General features: G+C 69.1%; 15 protein-coding genes. 9 read left to right on the forward strand and 6 right to left on the reverse strand.

The features are described from left to right. The first annotated feature begins 223 nt into the window (after positions 1-223). The 3 genes from AC0L5F_RS13295 to AC0L5F_RS13305 all read left to right on the forward strand — a co-directional run bounded on the left by AC0L5F_RS13295 (position 224) and on the right by AC0L5F_RS13305 (position 3,956). Positions 224-1,768, forward strand: coding sequence for a DHA2 family efflux MFS transporter permease subunit (locus AC0L5F_RS13295; protein WP_473313881.1), 1,545 nt, complete (start codon positions 224-226; stop codon positions 1,766-1,768). Between the two features lie 128 nt (positions 1,769-1,896). Then, positions 1,897-2,352, forward strand: coding sequence for a MarR family winged helix-turn-helix transcriptional regulator (locus tag AC0L5F_RS13300; protein WP_473313882.1), 456 nt, complete (start codon positions 1,897-1,899; stop codon positions 2,350-2,352). Then, the gene (locus tag AC0L5F_RS13305; protein WP_473313883.1) at positions 2,349-3,956 is read left to right on the forward strand and encodes a DHA2 family efflux MFS transporter permease subunit; all 1,608 of its coding nucleotides are present in this window, start codon (positions 2,349-2,351) and stop codon (positions 3,954-3,956) included. Before AC0L5F_RS13300 ends, AC0L5F_RS13305 begins: the two co-directional genes overlap by 4 nt. Positions 3,957-4,026: 70 nt before the next feature. On the opposite strand, the gene AC0L5F_RS13310 is transcribed toward AC0L5F_RS13305, so the two are convergent. From AC0L5F_RS13310 to AC0L5F_RS13320, 3 genes are all read right to left on the reverse strand, one after another. Continuing rightward, positions 4,027-5,790 (reverse strand): BCCT family transporter, encoded by a 1,764-nt coding sequence (locus tag AC0L5F_RS13310; RefSeq protein WP_473313884.1) that lies wholly within the window; start codon positions 5,788-5,790, stop codon positions 4,027-4,029. A gap of 92 nt (positions 5,791-5,882) precedes the next feature. After that, positions 5,883-6,638 (reverse strand): SDR family oxidoreductase, encoded by a 756-nt coding sequence (locus AC0L5F_RS13315; protein ID WP_473313885.1) that lies wholly within the window; start codon positions 6,636-6,638, stop codon positions 5,883-5,885. Positions 6,639-6,666: 28 nt separating this feature from the next. After that, on the reverse strand, positions 6,667-7,167 hold the full coding sequence (locus tag AC0L5F_RS13320) for a septum formation family protein (RefSeq protein WP_473313886.1): 501 nt from the start codon (positions 7,165-7,167) through the stop codon (positions 6,667-6,669). Positions 7,168-7,234: 67 nt separating this feature from the next. On the opposite strand from AC0L5F_RS13320, the gene mshA reads away from it, so the two are divergent. The 4 genes from mshA (at position 7,235) to AC0L5F_RS13340 (ending at position 10,376) form a co-directional block, all read left to right on the forward strand. Continuing rightward, positions 7,235-8,503: a D-inositol-3-phosphate glycosyltransferase gene (gene mshA, locus AC0L5F_RS13325; protein ID WP_473313888.1), complete on the forward strand. Its 1,269-nt coding sequence runs from the start codon at positions 7,235-7,237 to the stop codon at positions 8,501-8,503. Continuing rightward, a complete protein-coding gene (locus AC0L5F_RS13330; protein ID WP_473313889.1) occupies positions 8,500-8,964 on the forward strand; it encodes a type III secretion system chaperone family protein in 465 nt (154 codons plus the stop codon). The genes mshA and AC0L5F_RS13330 overlap by 4 nt, the downstream gene beginning before the upstream one ends. Positions 8,965-9,043: 79 nt before the next feature. Next, entirely contained in the window at positions 9,044-9,619 is a 576-nt protein-coding gene (locus AC0L5F_RS13335) for a DsbA family oxidoreductase (RefSeq protein WP_473313890.1), read from the forward strand. A 13-nt stretch (positions 9,620-9,632) separates the two neighbouring features. Further along, entirely contained in the window at positions 9,633-10,376 is a 744-nt protein-coding gene (locus AC0L5F_RS13340; protein WP_473313891.1) for a phosphoglyceromutase, read from the forward strand. A gap of 21 nt (positions 10,377-10,397) precedes the next feature. On the opposite strand, the gene AC0L5F_RS13345 is transcribed toward AC0L5F_RS13340, so the two are convergent. Together AC0L5F_RS13345 and AC0L5F_RS13350 are read right to left on the reverse strand one after the other, a co-directional pair. Next, positions 10,398-11,078 (reverse strand): response regulator, encoded by a 681-nt coding sequence (locus tag AC0L5F_RS13345; RefSeq protein WP_473313892.1) that lies wholly within the window; start codon positions 11,076-11,078, stop codon positions 10,398-10,400. Then, a complete protein-coding gene (locus AC0L5F_RS13350; RefSeq protein WP_473313893.1) occupies positions 11,075-12,289 on the reverse strand; it encodes a sensor histidine kinase in 1,215 nt (404 codons plus the stop codon). Before AC0L5F_RS13350 ends, AC0L5F_RS13345 begins: the two co-directional genes overlap by 4 nt. Positions 12,290-12,421: 132 nt before the next feature. Here AC0L5F_RS13350 and phoU point away from each other — a divergent pair, with 132 nt between their 5' ends. Beyond that, entirely contained in the window at positions 12,422-13,063 is a 642-nt protein-coding gene (phoU, locus tag AC0L5F_RS13355; RefSeq protein ID WP_473313894.1) for a phosphate signaling complex protein PhoU, read from the forward strand. A gap of 58 nt (positions 13,064-13,121) precedes the next feature. Here phoU and AC0L5F_RS13360 read toward each other — a convergent pair whose 3' ends face one another. Then, the gene (locus AC0L5F_RS13360) at positions 13,122-13,598 is read right to left on the reverse strand and encodes a hypothetical protein (protein WP_473313895.1); all 477 of its coding nucleotides are present in this window, start codon (positions 13,596-13,598) and stop codon (positions 13,122-13,124) included. Positions 13,599-13,829: 231 nt separating this feature from the next. Between AC0L5F_RS13360 and AC0L5F_RS13365 the strand changes: the two genes are divergently transcribed. Next, entirely contained in the window at positions 13,830-14,315 is a 486-nt protein-coding gene (locus AC0L5F_RS13365; protein WP_473316194.1) for a CarD family transcriptional regulator, read from the forward strand. The last annotated feature ends 32 nt before the right edge of the window (positions 14,316-14,347 follow it).

The following is a 14,347-nucleotide window of genomic DNA, read 5'->3' on the forward strand; positions in this document are numbered from 1 at the left end:
GAGATGGCCTGCCAGTGATCGAGCCCGGAGATCGTCCGGGCGTGGGAAATCGCCCTCGTGCGCGAGGGCCGTGTCGATCCTAGTGGCCCGGGCCCCCAAGGCCCTCATCGGCGCTGCCTGGAAGGCGCTCATCGGCACTGTGGCCATGACCGACGTCTCACTGCGTGATCGACGCGCCTGTCGCTAACCTTGGTTGCGTCACGCAACGGAGAACAGGGGAATCATGGCCAGCACCGATGCTCCCGGCGCTTCCGAGGACCGCCTCGACGCCGACATCTTGAAGATCGCCGGCGTGGTGGTCCTCGGCGCCATCATGTCGATCCTCGACATCACCGTGGTCAACGTCGCGCTGCCCACGTTCCAGCGGGTGTTCGGCACGGCCGCCGACCCCATCTCGTACTCGCACGTCGCCTGGGCCGTCACCGGCTACACGCTGGCGCTGGCCACCGTCATCCCGTTGACCGGCTGGGCGGCCGATCGCTTCGGCACCAAGCGGCTGTACCTGGTGGCCATCGGCCTGTTCACGGTGGGCTCGCTGCTGTGCGCCACGGCGTGGGACATCAACGTCCTCATCGCCTTCCGCGTGCTCCAGGGCCTCGGTGGCGGCATGATCATGCCGCTGGGCATGACCATCTTGACCCGTGCGGCTGGCCCGGCCCGCATGGGCCGGATCATGGCCGTCCTGGGCGTGCCGATGCTGCTCGGACCGATCATGGGTCCCATCCTCGGCGGCTTCCTGATCGACTCCGCGTCGTGGCACTGGATCTTCCTGATCAACCTGCCGATCGGCATCGGGGCGATGCTCTACGCGTGGCGCGTGCTGCCCAGCGATGCCCCCGAGCCCTCGGAGTCGTTCGACTTCGTCGGCATGCTGCTGATGTCGCCGGGCCTGGCGCTGTTCCTTTTCGGCGTCTCCTCGATCCCCGATGCCGGCACGTTCAACAGCCCGCGGGTCTACCTGTCGATGCTGGCCGGCGCCGCGCTGATCGTGACCTTCGTGTTCCACTCGTTCCGGCCCCGGCACCCGCTGCTGGACCTGCGCCTGTTCAAGAACCGGGACCTCACGATCTCGCTGATCACGATGTTCTTGTTCATCGCGGCCTTCTTCGGTGGCCTGCTGCTGGTGCCCACCTACTACCAGCAGGTGCGTGGCGAGTCGACGTTCGACGCCGGTCTGCTGGTCGCGCCGCAGGGCCTCGGCGCCATGATCACGATGCCCATCGCCGGCCGCCTGGTGGATCGTCTGCCGATCGGGCGCATCGTGCCGTTCGGCCTCACCGGCATCCTCGTCGGCCTGCTGGGACTCACGCAGGTCCGGGCCGACACCCCGTACCCGTTCCTGATCGGCTCGCTGTTCGTGATGGGTCTGGGCATGGGCGGCACGATGATGCCGCTGTTCACGTCGGCGCTCAAGACGCTCACCCACGCCGAGGCCGCGCGCGGATCCACGCTGCTGAACATCACCCAGCAGATCTCCAGCTCGGTGGGAGTGGCGGTGATGTCGGTGCTGCTGTCGAACAGCCTCAAGGGCTCGGACCTGGCCCTGCCGGCCATCGCGTCCCAGCGCGACCCCGCCGTGGCCGAGCGGCTCGGCCCCCAGGCCGTTGCCTCCGGGCTCGCCGACGCCGCCTCGAGCTTCGCGCACACCTACTGGGTGGCGTGGACGCTGGTCCTGCTGACCGTCATCCCGGTGTCGTTCCTGCCGCGGCGACGCCGCGACGTGCCCGAGCCCTCCGGCGGCGAGCAGGTGGCGCCCCATCTGATGTGACCCCCATCGGATGAGGCACCGCCTGATGCGGCACCACCTCATGTGACACCACCTGATGTGACGCAGTTCATTGCGCGTTCGCAATCATTTCGCTTCCGCAACAGTTGCGTTGGCGCTAGCATCGTCGGGTGAACAGTCACGATCGAGCCATCGACGCCCTCCACGGCTTCTTCGCCGCCTGCTCCTCTGCAGGTGACGCCGAGACCGTGGACCACTTCGTGGAGCTCGAGCTGTCGCTGAGTCAGCTCAAGGCCCTCTTCGCCCTGTCGAGGACCGAGTTCCCGCTGCCGATCAACGTGCTCGCCGAGCACGTGCGGCTGTCGGTCGCGGCCACCGGCCGCATCGTCGACCTGCTGGTCACCGCCGGCATGGTCGAGCGTCACGAGAATCCGGCCGACCGCCGGGTCAAGCTCGTCAGCCTGGCACCCGAGGGGCGTCGGGCCACCGACGCCCACATCGAGGCCAAGCGTCGGGCCATGCGCGCCCAGGTCGAGCGCCTGACCGAGTCCGAGGCCGACGCACTCGCTGCGGCCCTCGCCCCCCTCCAGAACGTCCCGCCTCTCGAACAGGAGATCCCTGCATGAGCACCGCCACCCCCCCGGTCGTCGACGACGACGACAAGATCACCCCCGAGATCCTCAAGGTCGCCGGCGTCGTCGTGCTCGGCGCGATCATGTCGATCCTGGACGTCACGGTCGTCAACGTGGCTCTCCCGACCTTCCAGACCGAGCTGGCCCGCTCGCCCGGCGAGCCGCTGGCCTACTCCACCGTGGCCTGGACCGCCACGGCGTACATGCTGGCCCTCGCGGCCGTCATCCCGCTCACGGGCTGGGCGGCCGACCGCTTCGGCACCAAGCGGCTCTACATGACCGCGATCGGCCTGTTCACGGCCGGCTCGGTGCTGTGCGCCGCGGCCACCAACATCGAGATGCTGATCGGCTTCCGCGTGCTCCAGGGCCTGGGCGGCGGCATGCTGATGCCGCTCGGCATGACCATCATGACCCGCGCTGCCGGCCCGCAGCGCATGGGCCGACTGATGGCGATCCTCGGCATCCCGATGCTGCTCGGCCCCATCCTCGGCCCGATCATCGGCGGCGTCCTCATCGATGCCGCCTCGTGGCACTGGGTGTTCCTGATCAACCTGCCGATCGGTCTGATCGGTCTGGTCTACGCATCCCGCGTCCTGCCCAAGGACGCGCCCGAGCCCAGCGAGAAGCTCGACGTCGTCGGCATGATCATGCTCTCTCCCGGCCTGGCGTCCCTGCTGTACGGCGTCTCGACGATTCCCGAGCAGGGCACGGTGGCGTCGGCCAAGGTGCTCGTCCCCGCCGCCATCGGCGTGCTGCTGATCGTGTCGTTCGTCGTGTACTCGTTCAAGCCCGAGCACCCCCTGCTCGACCTGCGCCTGTTCCGCAACCGCAACCTGACCGTCGCCATCATCACGATGTTCCTGTTCGCGGCAGCGTTCTTCGGAGCACTGCTGCTGGTGCCCACGTACTTCCAGCAGGTGGGCGGCGACTCCGTGCTCAAGGCAGGCCTTCTGGTGGCTCCCCAGGGCATCGGCGCCATGCTGACCATGCCCATCGCGGGCGCCCTCACGGACAAGATGCCGGTCGGCCGGATCGTCCCGTTCGGCTTCGCAGGCATCCTGGTCGGCGTGTTCGGGTTGTCGCAGAGCACCGACCCGTCCACGTCCAACTGGACCATCATGGGCTGGCTGTTCGTCACCGGTCTGGGCATGGGCGCCACGATGATGCCGCTGTTCACCTCGGCGCTGAAGACGCTCAAGGAGCACGAGGTCGCTCGCGGCTCGACGTTGCTCAACGTCACCCAGCAGGTCGCGAGTGCCACGGGCATCGCCACCATCTCGGTGGTGCTCACCAACGCGATGCGCAGTGGAGCCGTCGTCGCGGGCACCGAGCAGATCCCGGGCACCGACGGCGGGCTCGCCGCGGCCCAGCTGGCGGCCGCCTCGAACGGTCAGACCGGCGCCCCGATCGACGTCCCGGCCCAGGTGCTCCAGCAGGGTCTGCAGGATCTGGCCGACGCGTTCTCGTCGTCGTACCTGGTCGCCTTCGCCGTCCTGGTCGTCACCTTGATCCCGGTGGCGTTCCTGCCCCGCAAGCGCGAGACGTCGCACCTGCTCGACGACGACGGCAGCACGCCGGCGTCGGTGATGATGCACTGACCGCTCCGGCACGACGACGGGCCCCCCACCATCGCGGTGGGGGGCCCGTCGTCGTCAGGCAGCCGAGGCGTCAGTCCTTCGAGGCGGTCTCCGCGTCGCGGAGGGCTGTCTCGATGCGGCCGTCGACCGGGTCGGCGAAGTGCTCGTCGAAGTTGTCGACGAGGTCGCCGGTGATGTTCTCGGACATCTCCTGCTCGAGCTCGCGCACGCGGGCCCGTCGCGCCAGCCGGGTGATCTCCCGATGCTCGCCCTTCAGCGCCTTGTAGGTGGCATAGGCCATCGCGATCATGACCACGCTGAACGGTGCTGCGGTGAGGATCGCGCCGGTCTGCAGCGCGCCGAGGCCGCCGGCCAGCAGCAGGCTGATGGCGACGCCGCCCTCGAGGAAGGCCCACATGACGCGGCTCCACTTCGGCGGGTTGGGGTCGCCGCCGGAGGCCAGCATGTCCACCACCAGCGAACCGGAGTCCGACGAGGTGATGAAGAAGATCGTGACCAGGATGATCGCGATGCCGGCCAGCAGGCCGCCGCCGGGGAGCACGTCGAACAGGTTGAACAGCACCGTCTCGCTCTGCTGGACGCCGTCGGGTCCGACCAGGTCGCCCTCGGTCATCTGGCGCATGATGGCGGTGCCGCCGAGCGCCGTGAACCACAGCGCGGTGACGAGCGTGGGCACCAGCAGCACGCCGGCGACGAACTCGCGGATGGTACGACCGCGCGAGATGCGAGCGATGAACACGCCCACGAACGGCGCCCAGCTCATCCACCAGCCCCAGTAGAAGGTGGTCCAGGCCGACTGCCACTGGATGCCCTCGTCCCCGGCCAGCGCGCTGGTGTTGAAGCTCATCGGGATGATGCCCACCAGGTAGTTGCCGATGTTCTGCACGGTGTCGCGCAGCAGGAACAGCGTCGGACCCAGTGCCACGATGGCGAGCAGGAACGCACCGGCGAGGAGCAGGTTGGCGTTGGACAGCCACTTGATGCCCTTGCCGACGCCACTGACCACCGACAGCGTCGCTGCGCCGGTGATGACCACGATGACCATGACGCGGATCAGGTTGGTGGGCTCGCCGATGATGCCGAGGCTCGCCATGCCGGCCGTGATCTGCTGCACGCCGAGGCCCAGCGAGGTGGCCACGCCGGCCACGGTGCCCACGACGGCGATGACGTCCACGACGTCACCCAGGCGGCCCTTGACCCGGTCGCCGAAGATCGGCTCGAGGGTCCACCGCAGCGAGACCGAACGGCCCTTGCGGTGGATGGCGTACGCCATGGCCAGGCCGACGACCACGTAGATCGCCCAGGCGTGCAGACCCCAGTGCAGGAACACCTGCGCCATCGCGGCGTTGGCCAGGTCTGCGTCGGTGCCCGTGACGCCCGGCTTCGGGTCGGTGAAGAACGTCAGCGGCTCGGCGGCACCCCAGAACACCAGGCCGATGCCCATGCCGGCCGCGAACAGCATCGCGAACCAGGCGGGCAGACTGAACTCCGGCGGCTCGTCGTCGTCGCGGGCCAGCTTGATGTCGCCGAAGCGCCCGATGCCCATCCAGAGGGCGAAGATCACGAATCCGCTGACGGCCAGCGTGTAGTACCAGCCGATGCCGCTGATGACGCCGCTCTGTGCCTTCTCCAGGACGGTGTCGGTGCCGTCGGGGAAGATCACCGCGAGCAGCACTACGGTGGCCAGGATGGCCACGGCCGGGTAGAAGACGCCGGGGTGCACCGACTGCAGGAATGCCAGTCGCTTGCGGCCCGAGGGGCCGGGTGGGGGAGCGGAGCTTCCCGGGGTGTCGGGGGTGTCCGCGGAGGGTGGTGAGGCCTGGGTGGTGGCCATGGACGGTCCTTCCTGATCGAGTCGAAGGGCCTTCACGACCATTCCAGCCTGATCAGCACGCGTCAAATGGACGTCACCTGACGGGCGCGGCGTCAGCCGTCGCGCGCCACCTTGTGCTGCGCGGCCTGGGCGACGGGCTTGACCACCATCAGGTCGACGTTGACGTGCTGGGGCCGAGACACCACCCAGGCGATCGTGTCGGCGATGTCGCCGGCGGTCAGCGGCTCCCGCACGCCGGCGTAGACCGCGTCGGCCCGGTCGCTGTCGCCGCCGAACCGGTTGAGCGAGAACTCCTCGGTCTGCACCATGCCCGGCGCGATCTCGGTGACGCGCACGGGCCTGCCGACCAGCTCGAGCCGCAACGTCTCGGTCATGACCGCCACGCCGTGCTTGGCCGCGGTGTACCCGCCGCCGCCCTCGTAGGCGATGCGGCCGGCGGTCGATCCCACGTTGAGCAGCGTCCCGGCACCGCTGGCCTCCAGGGCGGGCAGGAGCGCGCGGGTCACGTTGAGCGTGCCGATGACGTTGATCTCGTACATCTGTCGCCACGCGTCGGCCGATGCCTCCGCGACGGACTCGAAGCCGATCGCGCCGCCTGCGTTGTTGACCAGCACGTCGAGTCGAGGTCCGACCTGCTCGGCGAGCCGTGAAACCTGCTCGGGGTCGGTGACGTCGCACGCGACGGCGGTGCCGCCGATGTCGGCGGCCAGGTCAGTCAGTCGATCGAGCCGCCTGGCGGCGCAGAACACGTGGAACCCGTCGGCGGCGAGTGCGCGGGCCGTGGCTTCGCCGATGCCGCTGCTGGCTCCGGTCACCACGGCGGTCCGGGCGGAGGATGAGGACGTCATGTCGTCATCCTCGCGCACCGGGACCGGGTCAGCGCTTGCTGCCCTCCAGCGTGCCCGAGATGGGCCCCGCCGGATCGGTGGCCAGGCAGGTGATCTCGTGGTCGCCCTGCCCCCACGACTGCTCCGAGGGGAACAGGTAGTTCAGGTCGAGCTCGGAGTCGTCGAACGCCAGGCCCACGTAGGTCTCGAACTCGGCGGCGCACGCGTCGTCGGCCTTGGCCTGCACGGCGTCGTCGCCGGGGAAGTCGTCTCCGGAGATCGGGGCCACCGCGAACACCTCGTAGTCGTGGTCGTCGGTGCAGGGAACGGCGGGAAGGGTCTCGAGCTCGTCGGCCTCGCCGGGATCGTTGTAGCAGTCACCGACCTTCATCTCGAAGACGCTGGCCTTCTCGTTGGCCTCGGTGATCGCCCCTGACTCGTCGCGGACGGTGTCCTCGGCGGTCGAGCAGCCCGACAACAGGGCGGCGGCGATGGTCAGTGCGGCGGCGGGCAGACCCATCATGCGGGTGGGTGCGGGAGTCATTCTCATGGCGGAATCGTAGAGGAAGCCGGGGTGCACCGGGTGCGCCTTGGGCGGACTGCGAGAAGATGGTGTGGTGGACGGTCAGGTGCGCGACATCCGGCGGGTGGCGATGCTCTCGGCACACACGTCACCCCTGGAGCAACCGGGCGGTGGCGATGCCGGAGGAATGAACGTCTACGTGCTGGAGCTGTCGCGCCAGCTGGCGCGGCGCGGCGTCGAGGTCGAGATCTTCACCCGTGCCACGAGCCGGCACCAGCCGGTGCTGGTCGAGGCCGAGCCGGGCATCCTCGTGCACCACGTCACGGCAGGCCCGTTCGAGGGACTGCAGAAGAACGACCTGCCGTCACAGCTGTGCTCCTTCGTCCGCGACGTGCTGCGGGTCGAGGTCGAGCGGGATCCCGGGCACTTCGACCTGGTGCACTCCCACTACTGGTTGTCCGGCCAGGTGGGCACCGTCGCCAGCGAGCGCTGGGACGTCCCGCTGGTGCACACGATGCACACGATGGCCAAGGTCAAGAACGCCCAGCTGGCCGCGGGCGACTCCGCCGAGCCCATCGGCCGTGAGTTCGGCGAGGACGAGATCGTGCGGCTGGCCGACCGCCTGATCGCCAACACCGACGAGGAGCGGCGCGAGCTGATCGAGCTGTACGCGGCCGAGCCCGACCGCGTCAGCGTCGTCCACCCGGGCGTCGACCTGGACGTGTTCCGAGCCGGCCGGCGGGCTGCGGCGCGCGCTGCGCTCGGCCTCGCCGACGACGCGCAGGTGGTGCTGTTCGTCGGCCGCATCCAGCCGCTCAAGGCCCCCGACGTCGTGATCGCGGCGGCTGCGACCATGCTCCGGCGCGACCCGTCCCTGCGAGACCGGCTCGTCGTCGCCGTCGTCGGTGGCGCCTCCGGCAGCGGGCTCGAGCACCCCACCGCGCTGACGGACCAGGTCACGGACCTGGGCCTGGACGACGTCGTGCGGTTCGTTCCTCCGGTCGACCAGGCCACGCTCGCCGACTGGTACGCAGCGGCCTCCGTCGCGTGCGTGCCGTCGTACAACGAGTCGTTCGGTCTGGTCGCGATCGAGGCCCAGGCCTGTGGCACGCCGGTCGTCGCCGCTCGCGTGGGGGGACTCAGCACGGCGGTGGCCGACGGGGTCAGCGGCATCCTGGTCGACGGCCACGACCCGGACGACTACGCGACCGAGCTGCACCGGTTGCTCGCTGACGACGACCTGCGCGAGGCCATGGGACACAAGGCCGTGCGCCACGCCGAGACGTTCGGGTGGGACGCCACCGCCGACCGCACCCTCGCGGTCTACTCAGCAGCCCTCGCCGACCACAGGAGTCGTCCGTGAACGAGCCGTCCAGCGACCACGGGTCCGCCCCGTCGACCTCGAGAGTGCGCGAGCTGATCCTCGACACGTTGCAGTCCAACGAGCTCGAGCACACCGAGCACCGCCCCGGCGTCTTCGACGTGACGCTTCCGGGGGAGCGCAAGCTGCAGACCATCTGCCGTCTCGACGTGGGCAAGCACGCACTCGGCATCCACGCCTTCGTCGCCCGCCAGCCCGACGAGAACCACGAGGGCGTCTACCGCTGGCTGCTGGAGCGCAACCTCAAGATGATCGGGGTCGCCTTCGCCGTCGACTCAGCAGGCGACATCTACCTCGACGGTCGCCTGCCCCTGCACGCCGTCACCGCCGATGCAGCTCGACCGGGTGCTGGGGGCGGTGCTCACCTACGCCGACGAGTCGTTCAACACCATCCTCGAGCTGGGCTTCGCCTCGTCGATCCGCAAGGAGTGGGCGTGGCGTGAGTCACGTGGGGAATCGACGCGCAACCTCGAGGCGTTCAAGCACCTGAGACCGCACGACTGACAGCTCGAGGAGGCAGCCATGAAGGCCGTGGTGTTCTGCGACGTCACCGACCCGTCGTCCTACCTGGGCGCCACCCGGTTCGAGCGTGCCGCCGCCACCTTCACCATCCTGACCGGCGAACCGGTCGAGATCGCCTACCGTGCCGCCCGCCGCACGGTCACGCTCGACGACGACGAGGCGGTGGCGGCCGCGCGCATCAGCGGCATCGACCTGAACCTCGACGAGCGCGTCCTGGCCGACTCGTCCGACGCGTGGAGGCTGCTCACGTGGGCGGCCGAGAGCGGCGACGCCACGCAGCGCGACCTGCTGCACCAGGTCTGGCGCGCCCACTTCCTCGAGGGCGCCGACATCGCGGACCACCTGGTGCTGGCCAGCCGTGCCGCGCTGGTCGGACTCGACCTCGAGACCGCCGAGGCGCTCCTGGCCAGCACCGACTACGAGCCGGAAGTGCGCCGTCAGGTCGAGACGGCCGACGAGCTGAGCATCACCGACCTGCCGTTCGTGGTCGTCGACGGCGACCGGACGCTCGCCGGGTTGATGTCGCAGAACGACTACGTCCAGGTGCTCGGCGACCTGCACCGATCGGAGCGGTAATAGGCTCGGTGCCATGAGCACCCTGATCCTGCTGCGCCACGGCCACAGCGAGTGGAACGCGAAGAACCTGTTCACCGGCTGGGTGGACGTCGACCTCAACGAGCAGGGGGTGACCGAGGCCCACCGCGGCGCCGAGCTCCTGGCCGATGCCGACCTGGCCCCGGACGTGTCGCACACGTCGTTGCTCCGCCGAGCCATCCGGACCTCGCAGATCGTCCTCGACGGCATCGACCGGCACTGGATCCCGGTCAAGCGGTCGTGGCGCCTCAACGAACGCCACTACGGCGCACTGCAGGGCAAGGACAAGAAGGCCACGCTCGAGGAGTTCGGCGAGGAGCAGTTCATGCAGTGGCGTCGCTCCTTCTCGACCCCACCGCCCCCGCTGGACGACTCCTCGGAGTTCAGCCAGGCGTCCGACCCGCGCTACGCGGACCTGCCCGACGAGCTGCTGCCGCGCACGGAGGCCCTCGCCACGGTCATCGACCGGTTGCTGCCGTACTGGTACGACCAGATCGTCCCGGACCTGCGGGCTGACAAGACCGTGCTGGTCACCGCACACGGCAACTCGTTGCGTGCCCTGGTCAAGCACCTCGACGGCATGGACGAGGAGTCGATCGTCAGCCTCAACATCCCCACGGGCATCCCGTTGGTCTACGAGCTCGACGACGACCTGAGGCCGACGGTGCGCGGCGGACAGTACCTCGATCCCGACGCTGCTGCCGACGCCATCGCGGCCGTGGCCAACCAGGGTCGATAGACCGAACGCCCGGATGCGTCGTCAGGCGTCGTACTTGTAGCCGAGGCCCCGCACGGTCGTGAGCGTGACCGGCTCGGCCGGGTCGTGCTCGATCTTGGCCCGCAGGCGCTTGACGTGCACGTCGAGCGTCTTGGTGTCGCCCACGTAGTCGGCGCCCCAGACGCGGTCGATCAGCTGCCCACGCGTCAGCACCCGCCCCGGATTGCGCAGGAAGTACTCCAGCAGCTCGAACTCCTTGAGCGGGAACTTGGTGACCTCGCCGTCGATGGTCACCAGGTGCCGGTCGACGTCCATCCGCACGCGGCCGGCTTCGAGCGAGGCGCCGTCCTCGACGTCGTCGACCGCGCCGCGACGCAGCACGGCACGGATCCGGGCGACCAGCTCGCGGGGGGAGTACGGCTTGGTCACGTAGTCGTCGGCGCCGAGCTCGAGGCCGACGACCTTGTCGACCTCGGTGTCCTTCGCGCTGACCATGATGATCGGGACCGACGAGATCTGGCGCAGCGCCCGGCACACCTCGGTGCCGGACAGGCCCGGCAGCATGAGGTCGAGCAGCACGATGTCGGCGCCGCCGCGGTCGAACTCGGTCAGCGCGTCGGGGCCGGTCTCCGCGATCGCGACGTCGAAGCCCTCCTTGCGCAGGACGTAGGACAGCGCCTCGCTGTAGCTGGTCTCGTCCTCGACGACCAATACCCGTGTCACGTGGTGCTCTCCCTGTTCTCGGCCCTGTTGATGGTGCCCGAATCGTTGGTCTCCGTGGGTGCGCTGTCGTCGAGCTCAGCGTCGAACGCCGGCAGCAGCAGGGTGAAGGACGAACCCAGACCCGGCTCGCTCCACACCTCGACGGTCCCGCCGTTGCTGGCAGCGACGTGCTTGACGATGGACAGACCCAGTCCCGTGCCGCCGGTGGCCCGGGCCCGTGCGGGATCCACGCGGTAGAACCGCTCGAAGATCCGGTCGATCTCCGGGCCCGGAATGCCGATCCCGTTGTCGGCGACCATGATCTTGACGTCGCCGTCGGCGAGCTCGGCGCTCACCACCACGCGCGATCCGCTGGGGCTGTAGGTGACGGCGTTCTCGACCAGGTTGCTCACGGCCGCGTGCAGCTGTGCCCGGTCGCCGTGGACGAACAGATCGGGCTGCACGGACTGGATCACGTCGATCGTCTTGCCCTCGGCCTCGGTGGCCGAGTGCTCGCAGGCCTCGGCGACCAGCTCGCCGACCTTGATGGTCGCGGCGTCCTCGCTGAGCACGTCGCTCTGCAGGCGGGACAGGTCGATGATCTGCTGCACCAGACGGGTCAGCCGCTCGGCCTCGAGGTGCATGCGGGCGGAGAACCGAACGACCGCCTCGGGGTCGTCGGCGGCCTCGCCGACGGCCTCGGCCAGCAGGTTGAGCGCGCCGATGGGGGTCTTGAGCTCGTGGCTGACGTTGGCGACGAAGTCGCGGCGGATCGACTCCAGTCGCTCGTCGCGGGTGCGGTCGTCCGCGAGCACGAGGATCAGCCGTGAGGACAGGGGAGCGACGCGGGCGTGGATGTGCTGGGTGGTGCCTCGCGCGGGCTGCAGCACGAGATCGGCCTCGCGGACCTGGCCGTCACGTCGGACCTGACGCACCAACGCCATCAGCTCGTCCTGCGCGAGGCGGTCGTCGGCGACGATGCCCAGCGCGATGGCCGGCGCCGACGCCTTGACGACGGTGTCGGAGGAGTCGACGAGCACGGCCGACGACGACAGGACCGAGAGCACCGACTCCGCGCCCGGAGGCACGACGGCTGCGGGTTCGACCGGCCGGTCCGCGACGTGGTCGACGGTCGGCCGGCGTCGCGCGACGGCGAAGCCTCCGACCAGCACGCCGAGCATCACCAGGCTGATCGCTGCGGCGATCACGGCTGCGGTGCTGGTGCTGTCCACGGACTCATCGTAGAGCGACGACACGCCGCACCCCGCATCCGAAGGGCCGAGAACGCAGGCCTTTCGGCTCGCGTTCACGACGCGTTCACCGCAGGTCGCCGTCCGTTCACCCCCGGCGAATAGGCTGAGGACATGCGCGATCAGTATTACGAAGAGCTCGACCACATCGTCGACGAGCTGGTGCAGCTCACCGGCACCGTCCGTCGAGCCGTGTCCGACGCCACCACGGCACTGCTCCAGGCCGACGGCGCGGTGGCCGAGTCGGTCATCGACGCAGACAAGTCGATCGACGAGAACTGCGACTCGCTCGAGGAGCGCACGCTGCTGCTGCTGGCCACCCAGCAGCCGGTGGCCACCGACCTTCGCCAGCTCGTCGCCACGCTGCGCATGCTGGCAGACCTGCAGCGCATGGGTGCACTCGCGGTGCACGTCGCCAAGATCGCCCGACGCCGCATGCCCGACGTCGCCGTTCCCGAGTCGCTGCACCCGACCATCACCTCGATGGCGAAGGTCGCCGACTCGATGATCGACTCCGCCTCACGCATCGTCGCCAACCGCGACGTGCCGGCCGCGCTGCGGCTCGAGGAGGAGGACGACGAGATGGATCGTCTCCGCAAGGACCTGTTCCGCGCCCTGCTCGCCGACGAGTGGCAGCACGGCGTCGAGTCGGCCGTCGACATCGCCCTGCTGGGCCGGTACTACGAGCGCGTGGGCGACCACGCGGTCTCGATGGCGCGTCGCGTCGTGTACCTGGTCACCGGCCAGCTCACCTGACGACCGCACCCACCAACGAACGAACAGCACCGGCTTCGGCCGGTGCTGTTCTTGGCTTTCAGCCGGTCGCCACCTTCGTGTAGTAGTCGTCGCGCGTCACGACCGGCGCCTCGATGACGGCCGGGGAGCCCTTCTGGAAGGTCACCGTCAGCCGGACGTACTCGCCCACCGGTGCGTCCACGACCGTGTACACGTCAGATCCTCCCTCGGCGCCGAGCAGCACGTTCTGCTGCGAAGGCAGCGACACGTCCGTGTCGGGGCCTGTGACCTTGAGGGTGGCATCGGTCAGCGTCGTGGCGCTCATCGCGGTGATGGCGTCCGAGGAGTCGTTGTTGTTGACCGCGCCCGCCGACACCGTCGCGGTGCCGTCGGGGTTGATGACCAGCAAGGTGTTCAGCAGGTCGACGTCGCCACGGTAGTTGGCGCCGACGGCCGGCTGGTACGGCTGATTGGTCTGGGCGCTGAAGTTCGTGTCGGTGCAACCGCCGAGGGCGAGGGCGGCGGTGGCCACCGCGGTGGCTGCGGCGAGTCTCATCGGTCGTCGAAGGGGGCGCACGGCTCCTGCTTTCGCGGATCGGATCGGGAGGCGGATCGGCCGGCCCGAGGGCCGAACGATGCTGCCTCCAGATCGTATCCGAGCGGCCGGGAGGACCGAGCATTGACCGCTGTCGGCGTCGTCTGCTATGGCGTGGACGGCCGGAATGACCCGAAATCGCAGACCTCATCGCATGTTAGAATGGGTGTCCTACGAAAGGGTGTTCTCTTCATGACGTTCTCGGTCGGCGAAACCGTTGTCTATCCCAATCACGGCGCTGCAGTCATCGAAGACATCGAGACCCGGACCATCAAGGGCGAAGAGCGCGACTACCTCGTGCTCCGCATCATCGCCCAGAACGATCTCGTGGTGCGCGTGCCTGCATGCAACCTGGATCTGGTCGGTGTGCGCGATGTCGTCGACGAAGCAGGTCTGGAGCGGGTGTTCGGAGTGCTGCGTGCCGAGCACGTCGAGGAACCGACCAACTGGTCGCGTCGTTACAAGGCGAACCTCGAGAAGCTGCACTCCGGTGACGTCCTGAAGGTCGCCGAGGTCGTGCGTGACCTGTGGCGTCGCGACCACGAGCGCGGCCTGTCCGCCGGCGAGAAGCGCATGCTGGCCAAGGCCCGCCAGATCCTGGTCTCCGAGCTCGCTCTCGCGGAGAAGACCAACGAGGACAAGGCCGAGACCCGGCTGGACGAGGTTCTCGCCTCCTGACGCCCCCTCCGACTCCTCGGCCAGAGGTCCCT

Source organism: Aeromicrobium sp. 10G20-16 (genome assembly GCF_055809665.1).

What these genes read in the sequence shown, in the direction of transcription:
- AC0L5F_RS13320 (WP_473313886.1), bottom strand. Translation starts at nt 7,167, where the DNA reads ATGAGAATGACTCCCGCACCCACCCGCATGATGGGTCTGCCCGCCGCC.
- AC0L5F_RS13365 (WP_473316194.1), top strand. Translation starts at nt 13,830, where the DNA reads ATGACGTTCTCGGTCGGCGAAACCGTTGTCTATCCCAATCACGGCGCT.
- AC0L5F_RS13315 (WP_473313885.1), bottom strand. Translation starts at nt 6,638, where the DNA reads ATGACGTCCTCATCCTCCGCCCGGACCGCCGTGGTGACCGGAGCCAGC.
- AC0L5F_RS13295 (WP_473313881.1), top strand. Translation starts at nt 224, where the DNA reads ATGGCCAGCACCGATGCTCCCGGCGCTTCCGAGGACCGCCTCGACGCC.
- AC0L5F_RS13310 (WP_473313884.1), bottom strand. Translation starts at nt 5,790, where the DNA reads ATGGCCACCACCCAGGCCTCACCACCCTCCGCGGACACCCCCGACACC.
- phoU (WP_473313894.1), top strand. Translation starts at nt 12,422, where the DNA reads ATGCGCGATCAGTATTACGAAGAGCTCGACCACATCGTCGACGAGCTG.
- AC0L5F_RS13360 (WP_473313895.1), bottom strand. Translation starts at nt 13,598, where the DNA reads ATGAGACTCGCCGCAGCCACCGCGGTGGCCACCGCCGCCCTCGCCCTC.
- AC0L5F_RS13335 (WP_473313890.1), top strand. Translation starts at nt 9,044, where the DNA reads ATGAAGGCCGTGGTGTTCTGCGACGTCACCGACCCGTCGTCCTACCTG.
- AC0L5F_RS13340 (WP_473313891.1), top strand. Translation starts at nt 9,633, where the DNA reads ATGAGCACCCTGATCCTGCTGCGCCACGGCCACAGCGAGTGGAACGCG.
- AC0L5F_RS13305 (WP_473313883.1), top strand. Translation starts at nt 2,349, where the DNA reads ATGAGCACCGCCACCCCCCCGGTCGTCGACGACGACGACAAGATCACC.